Origin of the sequence: Lysinibacillus boronitolerans JCM 21713 = 10a = NBRC 103108 (assembly GCF_000772935.1) — a bacterium.
GTDB classification, from domain to species: domain Bacteria; phylum Bacillota; class Bacilli; order Bacillales_A; family Planococcaceae; genus Lysinibacillus; species Lysinibacillus boronitolerans.
The window spans coordinates 1-20,604 of the sequence record NZ_JPVR01000050.1 but is presented as its reverse complement, the minus strand read 5'-3'; the positions used below and the strand labels follow the sequence as shown (position 1 = coordinate 20,604).

Annotated in this window: 38 protein-coding genes; 1 reads left to right on the top strand and 37 read right to left on the bottom strand. The window is 37.0% G+C overall.

The genetic code is table 11. The features are described from left to right. Nucleotides 1-17 precede the first annotated feature (17 nt). The 18 genes from CD31_RS01165 to CD31_RS01080 form a co-directional block, all read right to left on the bottom strand. Complete coding sequence (locus tag CD31_RS01165) at nucleotides 18-380, bottom strand: hypothetical protein (RefSeq protein WP_036075121.1); 363 nt, start codon at nucleotides 378-380, stop codon at nucleotides 18-20. 244 nt (nucleotides 381-624) lie between these two features. Further along, nucleotides 625-1,026, bottom strand: a complete 402-nt coding sequence (locus CD31_RS01160; RefSeq protein ID WP_036075119.1) for a phage tail assembly chaperone — start codon at nucleotides 1,024-1,026, stop codon at nucleotides 625-627. Nucleotides 1,027-1,040: 14 nt separating this feature from the next. Further along, nucleotides 1,041-1,508 carry a phage tail tube protein gene (locus CD31_RS01155; RefSeq protein WP_036075118.1) on the bottom strand — a complete coding sequence of 156 codons (468 nt, stop codon included), beginning with the start codon at nucleotides 1,506-1,508 and terminating at the stop codon, nucleotides 1,041-1,043. 17 nt (nucleotides 1,509-1,525) lie between these two features. Then, complete coding sequence (locus CD31_RS01150) at nucleotides 1,526-2,821, bottom strand: phage tail sheath subtilisin-like domain-containing protein (RefSeq protein ID WP_036075117.1); 1,296 nt, start codon at nucleotides 2,819-2,821, stop codon at nucleotides 1,526-1,528. Further along, on the bottom strand, nucleotides 2,821-3,024 hold the full coding sequence (locus tag CD31_RS01145) for a hypothetical protein (RefSeq protein ID WP_036075116.1): 204 nt from the start codon (nucleotides 3,022-3,024) through the stop codon (nucleotides 2,821-2,823). Before CD31_RS01145 ends, CD31_RS01150 begins: the two co-directional genes overlap by 1 nt. Next, the gene (locus tag CD31_RS01140; RefSeq protein WP_052125288.1) at nucleotides 2,972-3,430 is read right to left on the bottom strand and encodes a phage tail terminator family protein; all 459 of its coding nucleotides are present in this window, start codon (nucleotides 3,428-3,430) and stop codon (nucleotides 2,972-2,974) included. Before CD31_RS01140 ends, CD31_RS01145 begins: the two co-directional genes overlap by 53 nt. Further along, nucleotides 3,423-3,821: an HK97 gp10 family phage protein gene (locus CD31_RS01135; RefSeq protein WP_036075115.1), complete on the bottom strand. Its 399-nt coding sequence runs from the start codon at nucleotides 3,819-3,821 to the stop codon at nucleotides 3,423-3,425. Before CD31_RS01135 ends, CD31_RS01140 begins: the two co-directional genes overlap by 8 nt. Continuing rightward, on the bottom strand, nucleotides 3,821-4,213 hold the full coding sequence (locus CD31_RS01130) for a hypothetical protein (protein WP_036075114.1): 393 nt from the start codon (nucleotides 4,211-4,213) through the stop codon (nucleotides 3,821-3,823). The genes CD31_RS01135 and CD31_RS01130 overlap by 1 nt, the downstream gene beginning before the upstream one ends. A gap of 1 nt (nucleotide 4,214) precedes the next feature. Beyond that, a complete protein-coding gene (locus tag CD31_RS01125) occupies nucleotides 4,215-4,559 on the bottom strand; it encodes a head-tail connector protein (RefSeq protein ID WP_036075113.1) in 345 nt (114 codons plus the stop codon). Between the two features lie 11 nt (nucleotides 4,560-4,570). Next, entirely contained in the window at nucleotides 4,571-4,750 is a 180-nt protein-coding gene (locus tag CD31_RS01120) for a hypothetical protein (RefSeq protein WP_036075112.1), read from the bottom strand. A 13-nt stretch (nucleotides 4,751-4,763) separates the two neighbouring features. Next, the gene (locus tag CD31_RS01115) at nucleotides 4,764-5,789 is read right to left on the bottom strand and encodes a major capsid protein (protein WP_036075110.1); all 1,026 of its coding nucleotides are present in this window, start codon (nucleotides 5,787-5,789) and stop codon (nucleotides 4,764-4,766) included. A 30-nt stretch (nucleotides 5,790-5,819) separates the two neighbouring features. After that, the gene (locus tag CD31_RS01110) at nucleotides 5,820-6,128 is read right to left on the bottom strand and encodes a hypothetical protein (protein ID WP_036075109.1); all 309 of its coding nucleotides are present in this window, start codon (nucleotides 6,126-6,128) and stop codon (nucleotides 5,820-5,822) included. Nucleotides 6,129-6,143: 15 nt separating this feature from the next. Further along, entirely contained in the window at nucleotides 6,144-6,731 is a 588-nt protein-coding gene (locus tag CD31_RS01105; protein ID WP_036075108.1) for a phage scaffolding protein, read from the bottom strand. A 98-nt stretch (nucleotides 6,732-6,829) separates the two neighbouring features. After that, nucleotides 6,830-7,843, bottom strand: coding sequence for a minor capsid protein (locus tag CD31_RS01100; RefSeq protein ID WP_036075144.1), 1,014 nt, complete (start codon nucleotides 7,841-7,843; stop codon nucleotides 6,830-6,832). Further along, complete coding sequence (locus CD31_RS01095) at nucleotides 7,836-9,218, bottom strand: phage portal protein (RefSeq protein ID WP_244905114.1); 1,383 nt, start codon at nucleotides 9,216-9,218, stop codon at nucleotides 7,836-7,838. Before CD31_RS01095 ends, CD31_RS01100 begins: the two co-directional genes overlap by 8 nt. A gap of 72 nt (nucleotides 9,219-9,290) precedes the next feature. Beyond that, nucleotides 9,291-10,565 carry a PBSX family phage terminase large subunit gene (locus CD31_RS01090; protein WP_036075105.1) on the bottom strand — a complete coding sequence of 425 codons (1,275 nt, stop codon included), beginning with the start codon at nucleotides 10,563-10,565 and terminating at the stop codon, nucleotides 9,291-9,293. Continuing rightward, complete coding sequence (terS, locus tag CD31_RS01085) at nucleotides 10,558-11,370, bottom strand: phage terminase small subunit (RefSeq protein ID WP_036075104.1); 813 nt, start codon at nucleotides 11,368-11,370, stop codon at nucleotides 10,558-10,560. Before terS ends, CD31_RS01090 begins: the two co-directional genes overlap by 8 nt. A gap of 110 nt (nucleotides 11,371-11,480) precedes the next feature. Continuing rightward, the gene (locus tag CD31_RS01080; RefSeq protein ID WP_036075102.1) at nucleotides 11,481-11,891 is read right to left on the bottom strand and encodes a hypothetical protein; all 411 of its coding nucleotides are present in this window, start codon (nucleotides 11,889-11,891) and stop codon (nucleotides 11,481-11,483) included. A gap of 178 nt (nucleotides 11,892-12,069) precedes the next feature. Here CD31_RS01080 and CD31_RS24140 point away from each other — a divergent pair, with 178 nt between their 5' ends. Beyond that, nucleotides 12,070-12,339, top strand: a complete 270-nt coding sequence (locus CD31_RS24140) for a DUF7669 domain-containing protein (protein WP_425319333.1) — start codon at nucleotides 12,070-12,072, stop codon at nucleotides 12,337-12,339. A gap of 100 nt (nucleotides 12,340-12,439) precedes the next feature. Here CD31_RS24140 and CD31_RS01070 read toward each other — a convergent pair whose 3' ends face one another. The 19 genes from CD31_RS01070 to CD31_RS00995 all read right to left on the bottom strand — a co-directional run bounded on the left by CD31_RS01070 (nucleotide 12,440) and on the right by CD31_RS00995 (nucleotide 20,524). After that, nucleotides 12,440-12,949: a sigma factor-like helix-turn-helix DNA-binding protein gene (locus CD31_RS01070; RefSeq protein WP_167334350.1), complete on the bottom strand. Its 510-nt coding sequence runs from the start codon at nucleotides 12,947-12,949 to the stop codon at nucleotides 12,440-12,442. A gap of 103 nt (nucleotides 12,950-13,052) precedes the next feature. Further along, a complete protein-coding gene (locus tag CD31_RS01065) occupies nucleotides 13,053-13,235 on the bottom strand; it encodes a hypothetical protein (RefSeq protein WP_036075094.1) in 183 nt (60 codons plus the stop codon). Nucleotides 13,236-13,336: 101 nt separating this feature from the next. Further along, the gene (locus CD31_RS01060; protein ID WP_036075091.1) at nucleotides 13,337-13,561 is read right to left on the bottom strand and encodes a hypothetical protein; all 225 of its coding nucleotides are present in this window, start codon (nucleotides 13,559-13,561) and stop codon (nucleotides 13,337-13,339) included. A 35-nt stretch (nucleotides 13,562-13,596) separates the two neighbouring features. Beyond that, entirely contained in the window at nucleotides 13,597-13,878 is a 282-nt protein-coding gene (locus CD31_RS01055; RefSeq protein WP_036075088.1) for a hypothetical protein, read from the bottom strand. Between the two features lie 49 nt (nucleotides 13,879-13,927). Beyond that, entirely contained in the window at nucleotides 13,928-14,383 is a 456-nt protein-coding gene (locus CD31_RS01050) for a class I SAM-dependent methyltransferase (protein WP_176408542.1), read from the bottom strand. Nucleotides 14,384-14,439: 56 nt separating this feature from the next. Beyond that, nucleotides 14,440-14,595: a hypothetical protein gene (locus CD31_RS23450; RefSeq protein WP_167334349.1), complete on the bottom strand. Its 156-nt coding sequence runs from the start codon at nucleotides 14,593-14,595 to the stop codon at nucleotides 14,440-14,442. A 122-nt stretch (nucleotides 14,596-14,717) separates the two neighbouring features. After that, a complete protein-coding gene (locus tag CD31_RS01045) occupies nucleotides 14,718-14,924 on the bottom strand; it encodes a hypothetical protein (RefSeq protein ID WP_036075083.1) in 207 nt (68 codons plus the stop codon). A gap of 32 nt (nucleotides 14,925-14,956) precedes the next feature. Next, a complete protein-coding gene (locus CD31_RS01040) occupies nucleotides 14,957-15,154 on the bottom strand; it encodes a hypothetical protein (RefSeq protein WP_036075079.1) in 198 nt (65 codons plus the stop codon). A 161-nt stretch (nucleotides 15,155-15,315) separates the two neighbouring features. Next, nucleotides 15,316-15,486 carry a hypothetical protein gene (locus CD31_RS24105; protein WP_342351940.1) on the bottom strand — a complete coding sequence of 57 codons (171 nt, stop codon included), beginning with the start codon at nucleotides 15,484-15,486 and terminating at the stop codon, nucleotides 15,316-15,318. 30 nt (nucleotides 15,487-15,516) lie between these two features. Further along, complete coding sequence (locus CD31_RS24100; RefSeq protein ID WP_342351939.1) at nucleotides 15,517-15,609, bottom strand: ASCH domain-containing protein; 93 nt, start codon at nucleotides 15,607-15,609, stop codon at nucleotides 15,517-15,519. After that, a complete protein-coding gene (locus tag CD31_RS01030) occupies nucleotides 15,590-16,096 on the bottom strand; it encodes a hypothetical protein (RefSeq protein ID WP_036075076.1) in 507 nt (168 codons plus the stop codon). Before CD31_RS01030 ends, CD31_RS24100 begins: the two co-directional genes overlap by 20 nt. A 38-nt stretch (nucleotides 16,097-16,134) precedes the next feature. Beyond that, nucleotides 16,135-16,851: a hypothetical protein gene (locus CD31_RS01025; RefSeq protein WP_036075075.1), complete on the bottom strand. Its 717-nt coding sequence runs from the start codon at nucleotides 16,849-16,851 to the stop codon at nucleotides 16,135-16,137. A gap of 187 nt (nucleotides 16,852-17,038) precedes the next feature. Continuing rightward, nucleotides 17,039-17,335 carry a hypothetical protein gene (locus tag CD31_RS01020; RefSeq protein ID WP_036075073.1) on the bottom strand — a complete coding sequence of 99 codons (297 nt, stop codon included), beginning with the start codon at nucleotides 17,333-17,335 and terminating at the stop codon, nucleotides 17,039-17,041. Nucleotides 17,336-17,700: 365 nt separating this feature from the next. Next, on the bottom strand, nucleotides 17,701-18,006 hold the full coding sequence (locus CD31_RS01015; protein WP_036075070.1) for a hypothetical protein: 306 nt from the start codon (nucleotides 18,004-18,006) through the stop codon (nucleotides 17,701-17,703). A gap of 213 nt (nucleotides 18,007-18,219) precedes the next feature. Then, nucleotides 18,220-18,381 carry a hypothetical protein gene (locus tag CD31_RS23445; protein WP_016993149.1) on the bottom strand — a complete coding sequence of 54 codons (162 nt, stop codon included), beginning with the start codon at nucleotides 18,379-18,381 and terminating at the stop codon, nucleotides 18,220-18,222. A gap of 461 nt (nucleotides 18,382-18,842) precedes the next feature. Continuing rightward, a complete protein-coding gene (locus CD31_RS01010; protein WP_036075068.1) occupies nucleotides 18,843-19,184 on the bottom strand; it encodes a hypothetical protein in 342 nt (113 codons plus the stop codon). Nucleotides 19,185-19,234: 50 nt separating this feature from the next. Continuing rightward, nucleotides 19,235-19,846 (bottom strand): hypothetical protein, encoded by a 612-nt coding sequence (locus tag CD31_RS01005; RefSeq protein ID WP_081977433.1) that lies wholly within the window; start codon nucleotides 19,844-19,846, stop codon nucleotides 19,235-19,237. 255 nt (nucleotides 19,847-20,101) lie between these two features. Next, on the bottom strand, nucleotides 20,102-20,278 hold the full coding sequence (locus CD31_RS01000) for a hypothetical protein (protein ID WP_016993146.1): 177 nt from the start codon (nucleotides 20,276-20,278) through the stop codon (nucleotides 20,102-20,104). A gap of 18 nt (nucleotides 20,279-20,296) precedes the next feature. Then, nucleotides 20,297-20,524, bottom strand: coding sequence for a hypothetical protein (locus tag CD31_RS00995; protein ID WP_244905113.1), 228 nt, complete (start codon nucleotides 20,522-20,524; stop codon nucleotides 20,297-20,299). Nucleotides 20,525-20,604: the final 80 nt, after the last annotated feature.

Genomic DNA, 20,604 nt, shown 5'->3' with positions numbered 1-20,604 from the left:
GCACTCAATAAGAGTGCTTAAAACATTTTTTGCATCAATAACTTATAAATTTTTTCATTAACTTCAATCAAACTTTTCTTGCCATCTTTGAACTCAATAACCAATGTATGTGTACCTTTATTTTTTGCAGATAAGCCTGCTAAGAGTCCGACAGGTCCTAATAATGCTCCGCCAACTAATCCCCGAGTCACGCCGCTTACTGCACTTTTTCTATGTTCTTCCGTAATTAATTCATAAGATTCAACAGTTTCTTTATTTAAAGGAAATTTTTTAGTAAATCCTGTGAATAAAAAAACCTCTTCTTTACTGAAGAACCCCTGTTGGCCAATCATTATGTTTTTTCCTTCATAATCTCCTGCAAGCACCTTATTTTGAGCCATGTGTATCCCTCCTCATACACAAATATACATAACTTGGAGGGATTTCACTATACAGTATTGGCATAAATATACTATTTCTTTGCCGCTTCTGCTTCTTTTTCCAGCTCTATATCCAAGCTCGCAATGATAAATGCCCTTTCCTTACGATCCATATTCAAAAAGCTATTGGGCAGTATATTGAACCGATGAAGCGCAACGTGTGCATAGAAAGCTAGTCCGTCACGCTCATCCTCACTGCCCTGTATTAGTTTTTTGCTTCTTCTATTTCATCTTCTAAAGCATGATCTAAACCACTAATCTCTGATACTTTTTCAGAAATTTGAGATGCTTCTCCAACCCAGAACATTGCACCAAACAATTGCTCAGCACCTTTAACTCCATATGATTTTTGTAACTCTGTATCGTTTAAATCCGGATAAATAATCGAAGCAACACTAATACCCCGGTTATAAGCGACTGGATCAAACACACGCTCTTGGCGCCCTTTTCTACCAGGCTTATTTTTAAAGCAACGGTCATTAATTAAATCGGACTCCGCAGATGTTAAAGGACGTAATTTAATTGATTCTGTAAATCTTTCTAATTTCAGTTCTACTGGATCTGCTTGACGTACATTTTCTTTCATAAAAGCTTTAAAATTACTCATTTATAAGTTCCTCCTTATTGGATAACACTGAATTGGTTTAAGATTTCAAAATCGTCAAATGTAAATGGGAATTCGTCTTTTAATGTATCGGCGCTGTCTGCATCAAGCATTGTTAGTAAAGTTTTGTCAGGCACTATGTTTCGAATATCTACTGTTTGTTTGCCAGCAGCACTCGTAATATCAGCATTGACGATTGTTGCATCAAACATTGGAGACTTACCTGACCGTAAATATTCTGAAGCCATTGATCGGATTTCTGGTCGATGATAGTAAATAGTCGTTTCTCCAACACCCTTAGCTCCAACAATCTTTGAACCCTCCATACGCGCATTTAGGCGTTTTACTTCCACTTTGTTGTATTCTACTTCTGCTTTAAATTTTAGAATTTCAGCAAATTCGAATGTTTGTCCATCAATATTAATAAACACCAAGCCTTCACGTGAGGACATGGCGTCTTTTGTTTGCATAACATTTGCTGTCATTGAGTCTTACCTCCTTCTTATTTGCACTCGACACGCATATATAATTTTTCCATTGCATCAATGAACTTGACACCTAAGACTGCGAACACAGCGTCTTTTTCATCACCTGGTTCAATCACAATATCTTCTGGCAAGTACGGATCAATTACACCTAGTCTTACATAAGGATCAAGAACAGTTTTCATAAGTTGTTTCTTAAATAAATCACGGCCATTTGAATCATTATTCACTTTACCAATGAAGTATTTACGGAAAATATGTCGAGCGTTGTTCTCGATAATCGACATGCCACGATCAATCTTCCCCTTCCGAAAATCCTGATTTTTTTTCGGTGTGAATGAACGGAATGTGTTAATATCTTGCTCCACCACAACCTCATCATTATTGAATGAATAAACAATATGGCCGTCTTTTAATGCTTGAATAATCTCATCATTGGTCATCGCTTCTGCCTCAATCGCCCCAGGGTATGTTGCATAGGTAAGCGATCCTACTGTAGAAGCGGCAAATGCTGCAGCAAACCAATATACAGCATCTTTTGCTGTTAGCACTTCTCCACCATCCAAAGTGACGCCATTTTTAATAGATACGGTACTCTCATGGTCTGCTACATTGTAATTGTTCGTTACAAAAGTTACCCTCTTTCCAACCTGTTCACGAAACTCTTTTGATTTTAAAGACAATAAAGCTTTTGTAGTATTGTCATCAGTTCCGTAAGCAACAACCTTAAAATTTAATGTATCTAATGCAGAAGCAAACTCTGATATAGATTCGTTTGTAGCTGCTACTGTAGTTCCACCAACCAACGTCAATGTGGCATCTCCTGTTGGTAAAGATCCGCTGAACACTACATAATCATTTGATTTTAATTCTCCGAAAGTGGACACCTTTTGAGAGTCAACTTGAATAGCATCAAAATATGTTTTTACTGTTGTAGAGCCATCTAACCCTACTGTTGCAGTAACATGAATCTTGTTACCGTCTGTACCTCCATGTTTCGCAGTCACAGTAAAACTTTCGGCAGTTGCCTTTGCTTTCTCACCTAATCCATTTAAGTTGTAAAGAAAGATGTTACTTGTAGCTTTAAATGCCTCACGAACTGGTAAAATAGCATCTAGTGATTTACCAAATAAAGCCCGAAATTTAGTGTTAGAAGAAAGTTTAATAAACTTCCCAACTTCTCCCCAATCGAACATTACAGGTATTACTAGAGCGCCATTTGAATCTAGCCCCATCGTATTTAAGCTATTAGTTTCAAAATTGATATACGCATCCGGTCGTACTTTATTTTGTGTTTCCCACATACCACCCATTAAGCTCCAACCCCTTTCTTTTTCCACTCATCGACCAATTTATCAGCTTCATTTTTCGTATAGGTTTTACCATCTTCAAGCACTACCTCATACTCTAAACGAGCTTTTGTGGAAGAAGCGGACTCTAAAAAAGCAACCTTAGAGAACTTTTTATTCTCCGGCTGCTTCTTCGTGTTTGTTTTGTTTGTCGTCTCTTGTGTCAAAATCAACGCCCTCCAATGTTCTCATTTTCACTTCTTCTAATATGTCGTGTAGACAAGCTTTGACTTGATATTTAATTACAAGCGTTTCATCTACTATTTCACCATCAATTTCATGTACGTGAAACCTGTCAGCGAGGTATTTAAAGTTGTTATGCACGACTTCTAATACATTTAGGCATTCCTCGTCTATATCGTCTGTAGAAGGGAAATAAACCATGCTAAACGAATAGGTACGATTTGCTTGATACTTCATTCCTCGCTCTTGATGCACATTAAAAATACGTACTAAAAAAGCAGGTACTTTCAAGCCCTGCTTAATCGGTTTATCATAAACTTTCATTGATGGGAAAAGAGTACGTATTTGCATAATAGCAAGCGTCTTAATTCCCTCTGTTACATTACTCACCTAAGATACGCCTCCACTCCTTCTCAACTTCACGTTCCCACATCCGGGGTGCCAGTCTCTCCATTTCTTGTTCTGTCAGTTCTAACATAAACTGACCGTCAACAAAGCCTACTGTACGGCCTGCTATTACTATACGGTGGCCTTTCTCAACAAACAACGCATATTCTACATTGTTATAAATGACTATTTTATAAGTATCGCCTTGCTTTAAAATGTGATACTTCCAATTGTTCCGTAAATCTCCTGTATCAACTGGGGTGAGCATTTTAACCTTACGGATGGCTAATTGCGCAACTCTTTCAGCTACTTTCTTATGGATTTTACCCGAAGCAATAGTCAGTTCTTTCATCTTTTCTGCGAGTTGCTTTACTTCATCAAACTCAAAGGCCATTAAGCATATACCTTCTTTGTTAGTAATACTTCTTGATGGGTTACATATAAAAAAGGCTTTTTAGCGGATGTAAACTCCTCTGTAATAATTAGTATTTCACCATCAAAGAGCTGTACTGTTATTTCGTCGCCTGCTAAAATATCAACTTCTGATGTAAGAAATAACTTAGCATCATAAGTAATCTGATTTGCATCATCTTGTGCTGTATTGTTTAACGTCTGCATACCTACTGTCGATAATCGACAAGGGATTTTTTCGTGTTTAGTGACCCATTTCTGGGACGTTGAACCGTTTGGTTTTTCATATTCTTCATACCGCTTCACAATAGCCTCACGATCATATAAAAGTTCAACTGACTTCGTTGCTGTAGCCAATAACTTTCGGATGTTCATACTACCACCTCAATTTACGGAAGCGGTTAAGTTGAGATGTATAGTTAGCTAGAATAATCATTGTGGACTGCTCACTTGCTGTCGTGGTAGTCCCAAACTCCACACTCACATCTCCTTCTTTAACCGATTTCGCTACCATAGAATTTGAAGGTTCTTTAGCCTTTATTTCTTGCGTCAAAATGTCTATTACCATATTTGTATGAACAAATCTCAATTCGTTGGGTATGTCCTCACGGTTACAATAAGTTTTAATAGTTTGCGATACTTGTTCAACTTTGAAAAGTAATTCTTCATCAGGAACTTGTTCAATTGGTATTTTACTTCTTACCATGTTGAATACATTCAAGATCATACCTCCTATTCATTAGGCGTGGTTTTTGTACTTCGTTTTTTAGGTGGCTCAATTTCACCTAAAATTTCAAAACTCGAGTGATTTGCATGTTCATTAAGCACCTCAAACTCATCCCCAACATTGTACTTCTCATTGTTGTAACGTACTGGGAAGCTGCCCTTTTTTACTCTAACTAAAGTTTTCAATTCGAGTCCTCCCTTATGCAATCGGTTGTGCTTGGAATACTTCATCTGCGACTGGGAAAGACGGAATAGCAGTCGCTACAGCTTTGGTCCAGGTACTCACTGGATCTACATTTTCTTCATAGACCATAGCTAAAACATTCCCGATCATATTCGTTTCAATTGATGGGTCACGTGTTAAACGTAATTCCTCAGCGGTTGGACCAAATAAAGTTTCACCTAATGAACCGTCAGGGAACATTACAAAGCAATTTTCTGGGAAATAACGATGTTGTGTATACTTTCCATTCTTTTCTTGCTTACGATATTTTGCATCATATACCGCGATAGTTGGTAACTCTAATTGAGTTAAAAATGCATTTAGATCATTACGTGAAGCAACACGACCAGAATCCTTTCCGAAAAGTGCAGAAATTACTTTTGGATGTGATAAAAGTGTTCCTAAGACTTTTGTTGATGTTAAAGCACGTGAAGGACGGGTAGCTAAGTTACTAACCCAGCGTTGCATATCAGCTATTGGGTCAGAATTGTCTTTATCTGTCCATAACGATGTGCCTGATAAAGTCTCTTGGTTTTCAGTAGGAACACCATAGTTAATAACAGCATCTAAACCATTTTCATCTAAAGTTACTGTTCCTTTCGCTAATACTTCCATTCGCATTGCTTCTACACGTGCGTTTACCCCTGCAACCAATACATCAATATCGTTATAGACATTTTGCATTAAGTATTGTTTCTCAGCTTCGTCTCGTGGTTTTTCAAGTGCAATGATCTCTTTTTCCGTCAATTGCATTTTACGTTTAATTAATGCCGCTTCAAGAGCCTTTTTGCTAGCCTCACGGGAACCAATCTCCGCCTCAGTATCAAAAGCATGAACAGAAGCGATTACAGGTGTACGGCCTGCACCTTTAATAGAATCAAATTCTAATGTTGGTTTTTTGGTTTCTGGGAATAACGTTGCTCCTAATAAAGCGGGATACTCACGGTTTTGTAAGTAATTTAAAACTTCACGTTGATTAAATAATTCTAATACGTTTGGCATTGTTTATATCCTCTTTTCTGAATGTATTTTTTATCGATATTTAATCTCTTGCATAGCTGCTTTTGCTTCTGGTGTAGGAGCGGTTGGTAAACGTTCTGCAATAACATAGCCCTCAACAATAAGTGAACCTGCTTGCGAACCATTTGTTACATCCACATCGTGCAACAAGATACCTTTTGCAGTTGCATCATTTGCAGGGTAAACAGTGCCAGCGGGAACGATTTTTCGTCCATTCTCATCTGCCGTTACACCTGTTTGTTCCACTTGCGTTGTAAATGCTTGAAATCGTGAACTTGCTAAGAAATTAACTTGACTAACGTTTTGTTTTTTTGCGTACATATTAATTCTCCTTTCTTAATCCCAAGGTGTTTTTTCTGTGCTTTTTGATTGTTCATTGGCTTGTTGTGCAAATTGAGCACCTATAGAAATAGGTTTGTCACTCGATCTACCTTCACCTGGTTTAGTTCCCTTAGGTAGCGTTCTTTCCTCGGTTTCAGGCACAAATAAAAACGACTTCGATTCTTTTAAAGTCGTTAATTGTTCGTCAAGGCCACCTTTTACATTGCCTTGTTCATCTAATTCAATTTTTGATTTATCAAGTAAGCTTGATACAATATCTAAATCTTGTACCTTACCAGTTAGGGCAAGTTTAACCGCACTTGTTAAGCGCGTTTCCGCAAGCTCTGCCTCATATTGGTCTTTAGCTGTTTTATTATCGTCTTGCAATTGTTGAATTTGTTGTAATAAAGCCTCGTTGCCTGCTGCTTTCGGTTTCAATTCCTCTAAATCTATTTCGTACTTTGTGATGATGTTCTTAGCTGTGTTAAGCTCTTGGATTTTATCATCCAATCGACTTTTGGGAACCATTTGACCAAAACCATCTAAAACCGATTGTGCCTGTTCCTCTGATAAACCTAATGCTATTAATTGATCTTTATTCATGTCTATTTTCCTCCTAATTCGTTTTTTACGTGCAACGACACGTTAGGTATTAGACACTTGCTCTTTAACGTCTACAAGCGCAAAAAAAGACGATAAACTTATAGGACGTACTTCGTTTCCCATTCTTTATAGTTCATTTTCTTAATCCTACCGTTAGCAGAATTTCGTGTTTCATAAGCCATATACTCAGCTTCATCAAAAAATGGAATCGTCGTAGTTCTGCATCGCGCATGAAATGGAGGTGCATTAGTACCTGGCTTGTAATCCTTCACAAAGTAAATATTCATATCCTGCTCTTGGCAAATTTCAGATGTGCGATTGTCCAAAGTAGCAAGGATTTGATAACGTTCCAGATCCGCTTCAATGTATGAGTTATTAGCGGCAATGTTATGAAAGAAGTTAGCTTCTGTTCTTACCAGTGCCTCTGCTCTACTTAATACCACGTCAGTAGCTTTGCTGATTGCCCTTGATGTTTTACTAAGGGAGCGGCCTTGCATAAAAGCCTTTTCTAACTCCTTTCTAATCGTAACCATAGTTGCCGCTTCATGGCCCCAAATGCGCTTTGAAAACTCCTTACCTGACCAGTTATAGGTGAGTACTTCTTTCATAACGCTATCCGTTAACCTAGTGACAGGCTGATAAACAGCAGTGAATGTGGCAATGTCATATAAACCTTTATAATAAGAGTTTTCGTATACTTCTGTTAAACCTGTATACGTATAAGCCTGTAACCCTTTCGCACCACCATATAACTCAAGCATTTGCAATTGAATCTGTAAATGGAGCATCTCTAATCTAGAGATACGGGCACGATAGCCAATTGCCTCTAATATACGATCGTATTCTGGATTCCCTGACACGGAAAGTGTTTTGTATTGCTGCAATGTAATATTACGAAAATCTTTTAACTCTTTGGCCGTTAAATACTTCTTAGCCTCTGCATAGGAAATCTTATTATCAATAGCATAACGAGAATAAAACACCTCAATCTGCTGTATGATGTTCACTTGTGCCATGCGTAGCTGTTCTTCCATACGAGCAAGGTACTTACTGGCAATAAGCTGTGATTCCAATTCACGTTGTGCAGAACGATTTTCCCAATACTTACTCATTGTCAGTCACTTCCGATTGAGACTGGCGCTGTTTCTCCAAAGCCTCTTGGTACTCATCTATCTCTTTCTGCTCTTCTTCTTTTTGTTTGGCTAACCTGTCTTCAACTTCTGGCGTGTACCATGGATGATTTTCACGGTTGGTTTGATCATCAATAATCCCTACTGACTTCTCGCACATTTCAACCGCTTCTACTTCATTAATAATAATGTCACGATTAAATACAAACTTAATTTTTTCATTTGTGAAATCACCTTGACCAACCATAACCAAGTAATGAGTAACAAACCACATCATATGTTCGATACTTGACTGCATTTCACTTTCTAAGATATTACAATCCATATCTAAATCACTGTAGCGGAATTTGAGTGCCACTCCTGATGCATTGCCCAGATTTTCATGTAATGTATCAACTCCACGCCCAAGCTCGTAAATGGCTCTACGAGTGCGTTCAAGTTCCTTCTCATTGGCTTCGGTCTGTATATCTGCTGTCAATTTGCCAACATCACCATTTTCATCTGTTTTGACCACACGATAAATATTAAGATCATTAATAAATTCTTTTAAATCAACCCCACCATAGTTAATTAGTTTGTAAATGAAATTTGGGATATCAGCAAGTACATCGGCATTTGTTGATGCTTGAGTGTTGTAGTTATCAACTAATGACTTAATTTGTTCAACCAAAGGTTGTTCTTCTTCGTTATACCTGAAATGGATAAGAGGTATCTTTTCCCACAAAGCCGGTTGATTACCTAATAAAAAATGATAACCTTGTTCCCCTCCTGCTGGAATATCAGAAATAAGAGTTGAACCTTCAAATACGAAGTGACTAATACCCTCCCTGTGATAATGTTCTACCTTTTTCAGCGTCTTTTTGGTTGTACCTTCATAATGATTAGTTTCAAACACTCGCAAAAACGACTCAATTTCCATATTTTCTGAGTCAGTATAAAACGGTATGATTTGCTCGGCAGGAAACCTCATAAAGCTAAGATCACCATCTTCATTAAAGTACGGATGCAGGTAAGCAACGCCTTTATTTATGGCTTCTTTACCTACTTTACGCAAGCGGTTAATCATGCCTGCATCAAATATGTCATTTAGCTTTTTCTGATACTCTGTATTCTCACTAGTCACAGATGGCATTTTTGCTAGCGTATACCCAACCTTTTGATCTACAAGTTTCTTCACATAGCCATGTATCAGCTTTATATTAGACTTCCACTCTGCATCACGCGTCTTTTTTTCAATGTCCATCTTATTTTTGTAATACATATCTCCAATTAACATGAGCTTACGCTTCGGTGAGTTTTCCCAATCCTTGATCTCATTAATTATCACTTGTTCATTTTTAATAACGCTTTCTACCATTCGTTTTATCACCTCCTCCATCTGTTCATGCCAACGTGGTCTATATAAATCCTCAATTAGCATTTAATCACCTCACTTTAGAACGGATAAACCGCCTTTTTTGAACACAACTGTATTAACAAAATATCTGTCACTATCCATCTGGTGGTCATTATGTTTTACTGGCTTATCCTCGCCACGATCTGCCGCTTTTTCATCCCAAATGTAAGATGAAAACTCTCGGAAAGTTTCCTTGCAGCAATCGTTATATTTGATTAAACCGTTAATAAGCGCATTACCAACGTTTCTAATACCTTCTAATACATCATTTTTTGCCTTTATCACACGTATACCATTCTGTTTTAGAAGTGTGATAAACGAAGAAGCGGACGGGTCAACAATAACACCTTGGAAGTTTTGTATACCCTCAATGAAGTCTAATAAGTCCTTATAATACTCTTGGTCCGTCTTTTGTTTACTCCTCTTACGACCGTCATAATGATATTCTTTAACCTTGTACCAAACTCCATCAAAAAAGCCCCACAGACCGAACGTTGTAGGGTTCTGAGTGCCATAGTCAACACTGACATAGTATTTCGTATAGTTACGTGGTATCGTCTCGACTGCATGCAATTTCTTATCAAACATGTCGTAGATAACGCCCTCTGCCAGCACCCATAAACCAAGGATGAAACGTTGATAGAACACACCTTTATACATTCGCTTATAACGATCTTTTATACGTTGCGAAAGCGATAGGTTATCATCCATCGTAAAATGAAGATGGAGCATGTTCTTATCTTCTAACTGGTCTAAGTACTCTAATTTAAACCAATGATAAGGTCCAGCGGGGTTACAGTTAAACCAAAATTTCGCTCCATCTACAGAACATCGTGCAGTTGCTTGGTTAACGAATGATTGTGGCATAAGAGCTACTTCGTCAAAGAACATACCCGCAAGAGTTATACCTTGAATAAGATCTTGTGATGCCTCATCTCTTCCGCCGAAAATATAAAAATAGTTCACCTTGCCATTTCGAGTGACGGTGAACATATTTTCTGAACGATATTCTTTTACTTTATAGCCACGGGACTGCAACATCCGCTTCAATGGTTTGAAAACGTTTCGCCGGAATGAACCAATTGTTTTACCAGCCATGCCTAAATTCTCGTCATCAAATGTTTCCATTGCCCACATAACAAACGATAGAGACATAACGATTGTTTTACCAGCACGAACAGAACCATCACAAATAAGGCCGTCTTTATCCTTGTGAGGGGAATCAGATTGCCACCATTTGAGTACTTTGAGTTGCTTCTTACTAAACGGTTTGAATTTGAATAGAGCGGGTTTCTTTCGTTTACTCATCCCAATCCACTTCCGTTCCCTTCAGCGCCTCTAAGAAACCATCATCCTCAAACTCATCTTCGTCATCACCATTTTCTTTGCGGATAGCGATTTTGGTAAGTTCGATGTCTGTTTTTGTTTTCTCTATGTTTAGCTGCAACTGTTCAAGTTTGAGTCTACGCTCATCATCATAATCTGCCATATCAACAAATTGACGAATAGAAGAACGCAACTCCCCAATTGCTCTCGATTGAGCAGTGAGTAGTTGCGCCTGTCGTTCCCATGCGAATTGGAATTCATATTCTTCTTCAGTTACAGCCTTTTCTATGCCTCTTCCATCCTCTTTAGAACGTGGATAGTAATCGTATTTTGCCTTTTTGAGCTCCTTAATCATTTCATCTTTCGATTCAACATGCATGATTCGTTGAGCCCGAATAATAGCAGCGTACTGTATCTGTATTTGATCCCAGATTAAATCGGCTGGAGAACGCTCATTCATTGCCTCTATGATTTCAAGTGTTTCCTTTGGCAAGAACTTAGCAAAGAAGCCATGAGTTGTTGCATTCTGATTTTGCTTAGGTGCACCATGGCCCTTTGCGTTATTGTTTCCTGCAGGAGCTCCTCTACTCCGTTTAGTAACGTTACCATTGGATTTAGTAACGTTACCTTTCAAATGGTCATCCCATTTATCTTGGTTCTTCCACTTACGTATCTGTGAATCGGATAATTCTAGTTGCTCTGCAATATCCTTCAGGAGCATCTGCCCTTTGCTTTCAAGCCACATTTGAAACGCTTCATCCCGTTTAGGATTTCTTGGTCTAGCCATATTTCATACACCACCACCTCCATCATTTGTTTGTTTTGTAATCACCCATTTGGCAAGTCGCTTTGTAAAAATAAAAAAAACGAGTCGTATGACCGACTCGCGAAAATTAGTTATTTTGTTGATAAATACTTAAAGATTTTCATAATTAAATCTACTTTTTCATTAATCTCATATACAAAATCCTTCATTGGATTTAAAGATATTTCTTCATTGCTAATAATCAGATTTAAAGTCCCTGGTTGATAATCATCAGTATGGTCTTTTCTAAAGAATGAATACTTTATGTCTTCGTACATAATAGAACTTATATTAATCGTATCCTCTGTAAAATCAACCTTAATTAATGATGACTCATTAAAAATCAATAGCAATCTACCGTTTTTATACGGTTGGTTAGGGATATCTTGATAGTATACAAGCATTTCATCCAATTCATTTTTGTATAATTTCCGAAGTGTATCAATTAAGATATAATATCTTTCATTGTTTATTCGTTTATCTAAATACTCTTTCAATCTCATATTTCCACCTCCTATCTACCCAATCATACCCTAGCAATGAAATATATGTAATAACTTGCTCTCAAAACCACACCAATGTAACACATATACTTCTAATCACAGCACTCAAATCATATATCTTCAATTACTTACGTATTTTCATAAAATGTGATAGATTATTCTCAAATACATGTAAGAGGTGATTAAATTGCTAATTGAAAAGAAAACATGTCGAGATGAATTACTAATAGCTGTTCTTGAATTAATTAAAACTACAGGTAAGAATGAATTCACTATTAATGAAGTCATTACCTTTATGAACAGTCGAGGGACAACATTTAAAAAGAGTACAATCAGAATTCACATTAAATATAGATGCTGCGCTAATGCTAAAAAACGATACCACGCTACAAACTATGATGATTTAATAATGTTAGAAAACGGTTCGTATTCTTTGAATAATATATAAAGCGAAGCAACCTGTCGGTCATTTCATCATATCTATAACTAGTTCTCTCACGTAGAGAAAAATTTATTTCTATACTATATAGGCATTTGTACGACAAACTTTATACAGCATATAAAAAAAGTTTTTCTTTACTAATATTGTCTGCAATTTTAGATTCCGCACGTTTCACATAATTTTGCACGGTACCACGATTTACCCCTAGTATTTTGGCAACCTTACTAAAAGTCATATGCTCGGCTCGTATCATAATGAAAGCGGTACGTTCATTTTCCGTTAAACCGGCCAAAGCTTGATTAGCTGTATCTTTAACATTAAACATTCTTTCTATTTCTTTAAATGCAGAATTATCGTAGTTATAATCAATGACCTCAGCAAGTACACTAGGAGTCATTTTATCACTATCGACATACATAATTAGGTCTTGCATTAAGTGATGGTCCATAACATAAACATCTGTACGTGTAGCGGCTCTATACTCTGCTGGATCATAGCCTGTTTCCATCCATTTAATAGCTTCCTGCATATCTTTCATCATACTGAGACACCCTCCTGCTACTTTTAACTCTTTAAGAGATCGTTTATATTCTTCGATTAAATCTGGAAAGTACATGGCCATCTTCCTTTCTATTCTATGTAAAAATAAAAAGGACACTAATAGAGCTGACATAATTGCCAACAACTACTAGTGTCCATCGGTTTTTCCGTAAGGACGATTATTTTGTTTTTTTAATACGTATACGTTCAGCCCGCTCCACATCAAGTACTTGACCATTGTGCCAAATGATTGTGTCTTGCCCAAATTGTTTTGGTTTTAGCGGTGTAATTACTCCATCTTGTACGATGTATACACCGTTTTCAGATGTGTTGATTTGTTCGATAGATGTCTGTTGTGTCATAGTTTTGCCCCCTATGATATAATCAATTATCTGACTGAACTTAAAAAAGGGCAGGAACCAATTTAGAGCTGTAGTGTCGTCACACACTACAGTTTTTTTCTTCAAATTTTGTAATTATATTTTCTTGCAACGTCTAATAATTCCATATCTAAATTACCTTCAAATTTATTCACAGTGCTACTTGTAAGATAAACTTTAGTATCTGAAACAAGGTCAATTACTTTAACTATATCATCGACATATTTTGCATCTTCAAGCGCTAGGTACACTTTAAATGGTCCTACGCTATGACTATCTGTATATAGTTCACCTTCACTAATAAGCAATGTAAAGCACCTCCTGTACAAATTGCTCAAAATGTTCAGTAAGTCATTTTATAGTTTTCAACATTAACAATCGCTTCTTTAACTGATTTCGCTACTTCTGATAACGTTTTTCTCATGTCTTGTTCGCTCATACTCTCATGGTGAATAGTTAAATGTGCTATTTCTTCTATCGCCTTCTTATATTCATCATGAGCTAATACAAAGCCTACGGACACGCTTGTTGGTGCTGGACGAGTACGACAACCGCAATTGTAATGACTTGGTGATTTTTCAGTTATTGTATTTTTGCAGTAATGACACTTTAACTTTTTGGCCATTTCCTCTATCCTTCCTGTGCAATATCTTTCCAGTGTGTAATATTTATCGTTATTTCATAAATACAATCCAGTGAGTTTTACTGCGCTTATCACCGAATAATGGTTTGTGGCCAAAGCAATCTAAAACCTCACGTAAAGTTATTTGATCCTCATTCCACTTGAATATCAATGTGCCATTTGGTTTTAGCACTCGCATACATTCATCAAAACCTTGCATTAAATCCATACGCCAAGTAGCTTCGTTCAATTTACCGTATTTTTTAGCAAGCCATGAATTTTCACCTGCACGTACCAGGTGTGGTGGTTCAAAGACCACCATGTGAAAAATTTCATCTGCAAACGGCATGTTACGGAAATCAGCTACAACATCTGGCTTCACGATTAATTGTCGTCCATCGCACAAGATAGCTTCTTCTTCACGAATATCCATGTACAATGCATCTTCATTTTGTTTGTCAAACCAAAACATTCGGCTACCACAACAGGCATCTAAAACACGCTGCATATCCTTCATCCTTTCTGTACATTTTCTTTCGAATACTCCTCGCTGTGCTTAACAATCTACTCCTTACCACCATTTAAATAATGCACACGCTTGGCCGCATCGTCACGACTACCGTGGTCACTGTCTGTATGCCACTCTCCATCTGGTGCATAAAAGCCTACTGTATAAAGAACTGGTTCAGATTGTATATAAACCCATTTAGTGTTATCCACGTTTCTCATCCTCTCCATTGTCATGTCCACAATGTGGGCATAAATAATCGTGATACTCTAACCATTCGTAAACTCCACATCCTTCGCATCTTTCAGCCACATTAATCTCTTCCTTTTGTCAATTAAAATATGAAAATATTTTTAGCAAGCAAAGCACCAGCAACTGCTTTAATTACCATTCTGTCGTACTTGTCTTGAGCTCCCTCGACATTACGCATTAAGTCGAATAAATCATCTGTTTCTAACTTTGCTACTTCTTCGGCTTTTTGCTCATTTGTAAGCTCCGTGTTATCTACTAAAAATAGGTTAAGTTTTGGACCGTATTTCATTCCCTTCATCCCTCCTGTACAATTTCTTTCAACTAAAGATTAGACATATCGTCTTTTAACCACTCTTCATTTTTCCCATCATCATAACCAAAGTCTGTTACAGTCCCTTGCGTTCCTTCTGGACACCACTTTTCACATGTGTCATCTACCTGAACTGTATTGTTGTATTCACCTGTTACAAAACAACCAAAAGCATAATTACCACAAGTCCAGCAAACTTTTTCACACATTAACCGTACCCCCTACAAAATCTTTCACTTGCTCCCATCATCCCAATTCCACAAGCTCAATTGTCCTTTAGCTGGCACTGGCTTAAGTAAAACTTGCACTGTATTCAGCTCCCATGCATAACGACCATCCATAAAATCACCGAAGTAAAGTTCGTCACCCTCTAATTTTTTCCGAATTCAATGCCAGCAGCGCTTAACTCGTTCGATATCAAATGGCATTCAACTAATTCTGCAGTAGCAACGACAACTCCAAGTGGTAAATCAGCATTATCAATTCCATGCTTTTGAAGAACTCTCTTAATTGGTGGATATTCGCAATATTCCATATCCATTGTTTTACCAGCATGGATAGCAATTGGACCTCAATATTTCGTCTGCCAGCTACGTGTCTCGAACCGCTTCTCACCTAAAGCAATAAGAGTAGCCCAAGGTTGTTTAATTGTAATTGCTTTCATTTGTGTTCTCCTCTAATTCGTCTTTGTAGACCAAAAGACGTGCGGGTTTGTAACCATCAAAATGACTAGTTAGCATATCCACTCTCCGATTTTGGGTATATCCACCTTTGGAAAGTTTCTCTGTTAACTCACACCATTGTGGTCCAATGACAGCAAGTAACCCTTCGTCTACAACTTGTAGTGTGGCATTTGAAATAATTCGTACATGCTCCCACCTTTTTGGATATCTTCGTGTCAATTCTTCCTCTGTAAAGTCGATTACTTTCATGGGCACTAAATCTAAGTAATCTACAAATGAACTTTTAATTCGGGACCAAACATGGGTATCAAATTCACCTGATCTGCAGCCATTAACAAAACATAATGATCCCTTTGGTAGATTTCGCTCTGATTTACTTCCTTCAAATCGGACAACTGGTGCAGAACTTGCTGGGCGTTCTAGTTCTTGCTTTCGTAATTCATCACGAAAACTTAATTGCTCATTCATTTCAGTCCCTCCTAAAATAAGCTCAACTGCTCATATTTTTACTTCTTGACAGGTAATTTCACTATTTCAGATATTTCGCACTCAATTTTTGTCGTTTGGTTCACCTTTTCCTGCTTATCGTTCACCATAACAGCTTCCAGTACGGGTCTAGATCCAACTTTTCTAATAACCTGTAGTTCATCTCCTATTAAAAGCACGCTACTTATGTCCTTCCTATCTACAAGCTCATTTCTCTTAATTGATATGCAACCATAAAAATTCTCTATCACCGTTGCCTGCTCTCCATTTTCATAATGTTTATGCCTGATAAGTGATGCGTCTATAATTTCTACAATGTCACCCACCTCAAATATGGTAGCTGTGTCTTTTACTGATTCTTCATGATTTACAATACGCTCAAAACATTCTGTACGTTTATAGGCGCCGATTGGAGAACCATCTGGACGATGCTTAAAAAACACACTGTAGTAACCATCTGCTCGTGGCTCCGTAATGATGTATTCCTCGTCAATTCGATAAAAATGTGAGGGTGGCTTCACTACACGGGCCAAATATTTATTAAGTACTTGCATCGGAGTATCAATTGAAACATCCACTAACTCAAAGTGATTCTTTTGGTAGGTTCCAAAGTGAGATCCGGGTCTAGGGAAGCGGCTAGCACAATATGCATGACCGCCATGTGGGAAAAGATAGTAAAGTTCACCTTTTGTAAGATTAGTAGAACCACCAGTATCAACACATTTTCCCTGTAACATCTTCACCACCTACTTTCGATAAATGGCAGCAAGTAGTGCATTCTATAGCCGTCCATTGATATAGCTTCGCTTGCATGTTCTTCAAATGTTTCAAGCGGGATCGATTTGCGCCCACCACTTTTAGCTGTATGCCAAGCTGCTTGAAGCGGTGGAAATGGTAAGCGATAGTATTTATCTAACTCGCTACCTAAAAGCCTTGGAAGCCTCTTACTTGTTGCCTTAAATCATCCATAAAAATAAGACAACCGTTCCATGTGCGATTAGTTACCTCACATGACACAGTTGCCTTTGTTTCAATTCTTATCATCCTCATTGATGATCCAATAACTCCATTTTTTACGAAATACATTCTGTCACCAATGTTTAGTTTTTTAGGTTGCCTGGATAGTTGCCAGAATTGTTCGTATCCACCTTGTTCATAAACAAAAGTTTCTTTATCATCATTTACATATTCACTCTTAGGAATCGTTACTACGATGTCCAATGGCATCACCCCATTATGCTAATAGCTTGAAAAGGCCTGTACTTTTTAGTACAGATCCAAATATTATTCTTCTGATTCAGTTTCATACTCCTCTGGTTCTTCAGAACAAGAAAAGCATTTGTTACCATTCATAGCAATTCATTATAAAATTCACTACATTCAACCCAACGTACTTCTTCTAGAATAGACATACAATCACCTCCACCCCTTTAGTAGATGTGGTAAAGTTTTTGCTCTCAAAAGCAAGTACCGACGAATCAAAGGGGAGGAAACTGCTCGATACTCACTCTTCAGAGCAAAAGAAAAAGCCTTCCTTAGATGGCTTCATGAATTTTTATTCTTTTTTCTTTATCTATAAACACCAATCATCTAAAAGCAGTCCAAGCTATAAACAATCCAAATGTCACGCTAGTACTTACAATAATCGGTACAAAAAGAAGACCTACATATTTTAATCTCTTATCCCCTACATTCTTACGAAAACCTAATAAACCTAACATAAAGCTCATAATAAAACAAAGTATCCCCGTAGCAAAAAATACATAAAAAAGTGTTAACTGCATAACGGAATAGTCTTCCATTCCTCTTTGTATCGCGCTGAGACCTGAAGTGATAAAAGATAGTATACCGATAACTCCAAGAATTATTGAATACATAGAAAACTTATTCATAAGAACACTCCTTCAGTATTATTAGTAAGAACAAAATTACAATTTCATAAACCCCTTACACACTATAATAATCAGGAAGAGAATAATTTGGAACCATATACTACAAATTCCACTCTCAAAACCACACCAAACTCTGCCCTCTCAACTCATAGCGTTTTGGCTGTTTGATGCAGTTTTCAAAGCAAAATAAAAAACACCTCGATAAGAGATGCTTTAAGGGGGCAAGTCGTCAGTAGCTTCTTCAAATCTTAATACAACACCCTCATTTTTCACTTTTTCTAGTTCTTCAATATAGTCTTTTTTACGTTCATCGAGTCTGGAATCTAGGGAGTCTTGAAAGGCTGGAAATAGATTGTCATCTACTGGTTTACCCAAATAATCACCTCAAATTCTCAAATTTTTACTCATTATAGAATATATTAATATTTTCTGACAATTCATTTAGATACATTTGATTATTAGGGCTGACAAGACAAATAAACTTTTGTCTCACCAAAAATTACTAACTATGTTTTATTACCTATTTTTTATAAAAAAACAGATAAAGAAAAAGCCTCTTCTCATGGATGAAGGCTTTAATATTGTGATAATCCTATTGTCGAGAGCTCACTTGCGACTCATGGCAGAGCGTACCACGTTATTTTGTAAGGAATTGTGTTCTAATTTTATAGTGCATTTCCGTGCCTTGTTAATGTAATACCAAGAGAGGAAAACCTTACCGCGCCGACCTACCTCCGAGTTTACATCATATTTTTTCTATCACAAAAACATGCTACATGTTTTACATTTGTTCCTTTTGTTACATCTGCTACATATCCTTTATATTAACGTATTTTTTACTTTATCTCATTAAGTATTCTGGCTATTTTATATTCCCCATTTATTTCTACAGCTATTACACTATCAATATTATTCGTAATTTCCATATTTTTTATTTTGTATAGATTAGTTCCTTCACTAAGTCTGTATCCCTCTTGGTGTTTAGTGGGTAATTTTTTTGTTTGTAATACAATTTCCCCGATCTTTTCTTCCAATTCAATTTTATTTATGGGTTCATTAGTGACAAAATAATTATTTCCGTCCCAATTGAAAACTGGATTTGATAATTTTTCATTTTCATTACACCCACTTAATAATACAAGAGTAAAAAATAAAGAAAATACTATTATCTTTCTCATCAGCTATCCCCCACCTTGTAAAAAGAAGGAGGGCGCACCCTCCATCTCTTTTATTTGTATAGAATTTTCACATAAGTATCCTGTGCGCTTGGGAAGTTCTCGTAATAAGTTCTCAGATAAATCCCAGCAGGATTATATTCCTCTACTTTATACTTTGTTACATTATACTTTCCGTATACTGCTGGTCTACTCCATCTATTGTAATCGGCACTAACGTAATAGCCGTTACCCCCAGCAGAACTGATCGAAACTGAGACAAAACCGTAAGATACAGATACTCCAAATGATGTTGTAGACGTGCTAAACCAGTACCCGCTTGCGCGATTATAATCCTTGAAGCCTGGATGCCATCCAAAGTTATAATCTGATGATTCAGTCCATGAGCTTACCTTTGTATAGTATTTTTGATTACAAGTAGCACATAATGGAGAAATACCCTGTACATCAGTTTCTTGATTAACGTTTACAGTAAATTCATCCGGTAATTCTTCGTAAACTGTTACTACTGTCCCATCGATTTCTTTAGTTTCCAATACGGCAGGAGAAAGGCTGTCTAAATTCCTTTCACTATCCACTAGTGCACCCAAAGCAGCAGGTTGGTTTAAAAAAAACAGTGGCAATACTAAGATTGTAAACAAAACAGATAAATAAACTTTCTTCATTGCTCTTTACCCCTTTCGATTATATTATGCACCGGTACAATAATATGATTCTATTATTTTCCTGAAAAACCTCTTTTTTACATATTATTTATAAAATGGTTAATAATTACTGATATACATTGGATAATTTTATAATAAAGTTTTTTTATCATTTGGTCTATGATTCTTTGTTTAGCTAAGTGGATTACCTATTGGGCCACAACCGTACTGCACACGATTAATTGGCGCAATTTGCACGATACGCCCACCACCAACCTAGTGAGACGTAAATGCTTTTGCTTTATTTTTGTTCATATATGCTATTTCTCTTTCTAAAGCATCAGGACTACAATTTTTCGGATTTCCTGATTCATGGGCAATAACATATTTTGCTGCCGTGAGCGCCAGATTTGGTAATCCAGACATCAACTGTTGCTCAATAACGTAACTCATTATTGTTCACCTTCCTTATTAGCTGCCTATAATCAAATCAAATGTGCCTGATGCTGTTAGTCCTGCTATAAAGCCAGAAATCAACATAACGTACAGTGGAAATTCAGCTAACGGCCATAATACCAAACCAATAAAAATACCAATCACTACTGATGTGATTGGCATGTTTTGAGTATTTAGATTAATAGTCTTTTTAAGTACCTCCGCAACTGCTAAGACAATTGCAACATTTCCGATTGCAATCATAAAAATATTTGTTAATCCATTTTACGCACTCTCCTTGTTAAAAGTATGTTTTTCAATACGGTCAACTCGACCCTCTAATT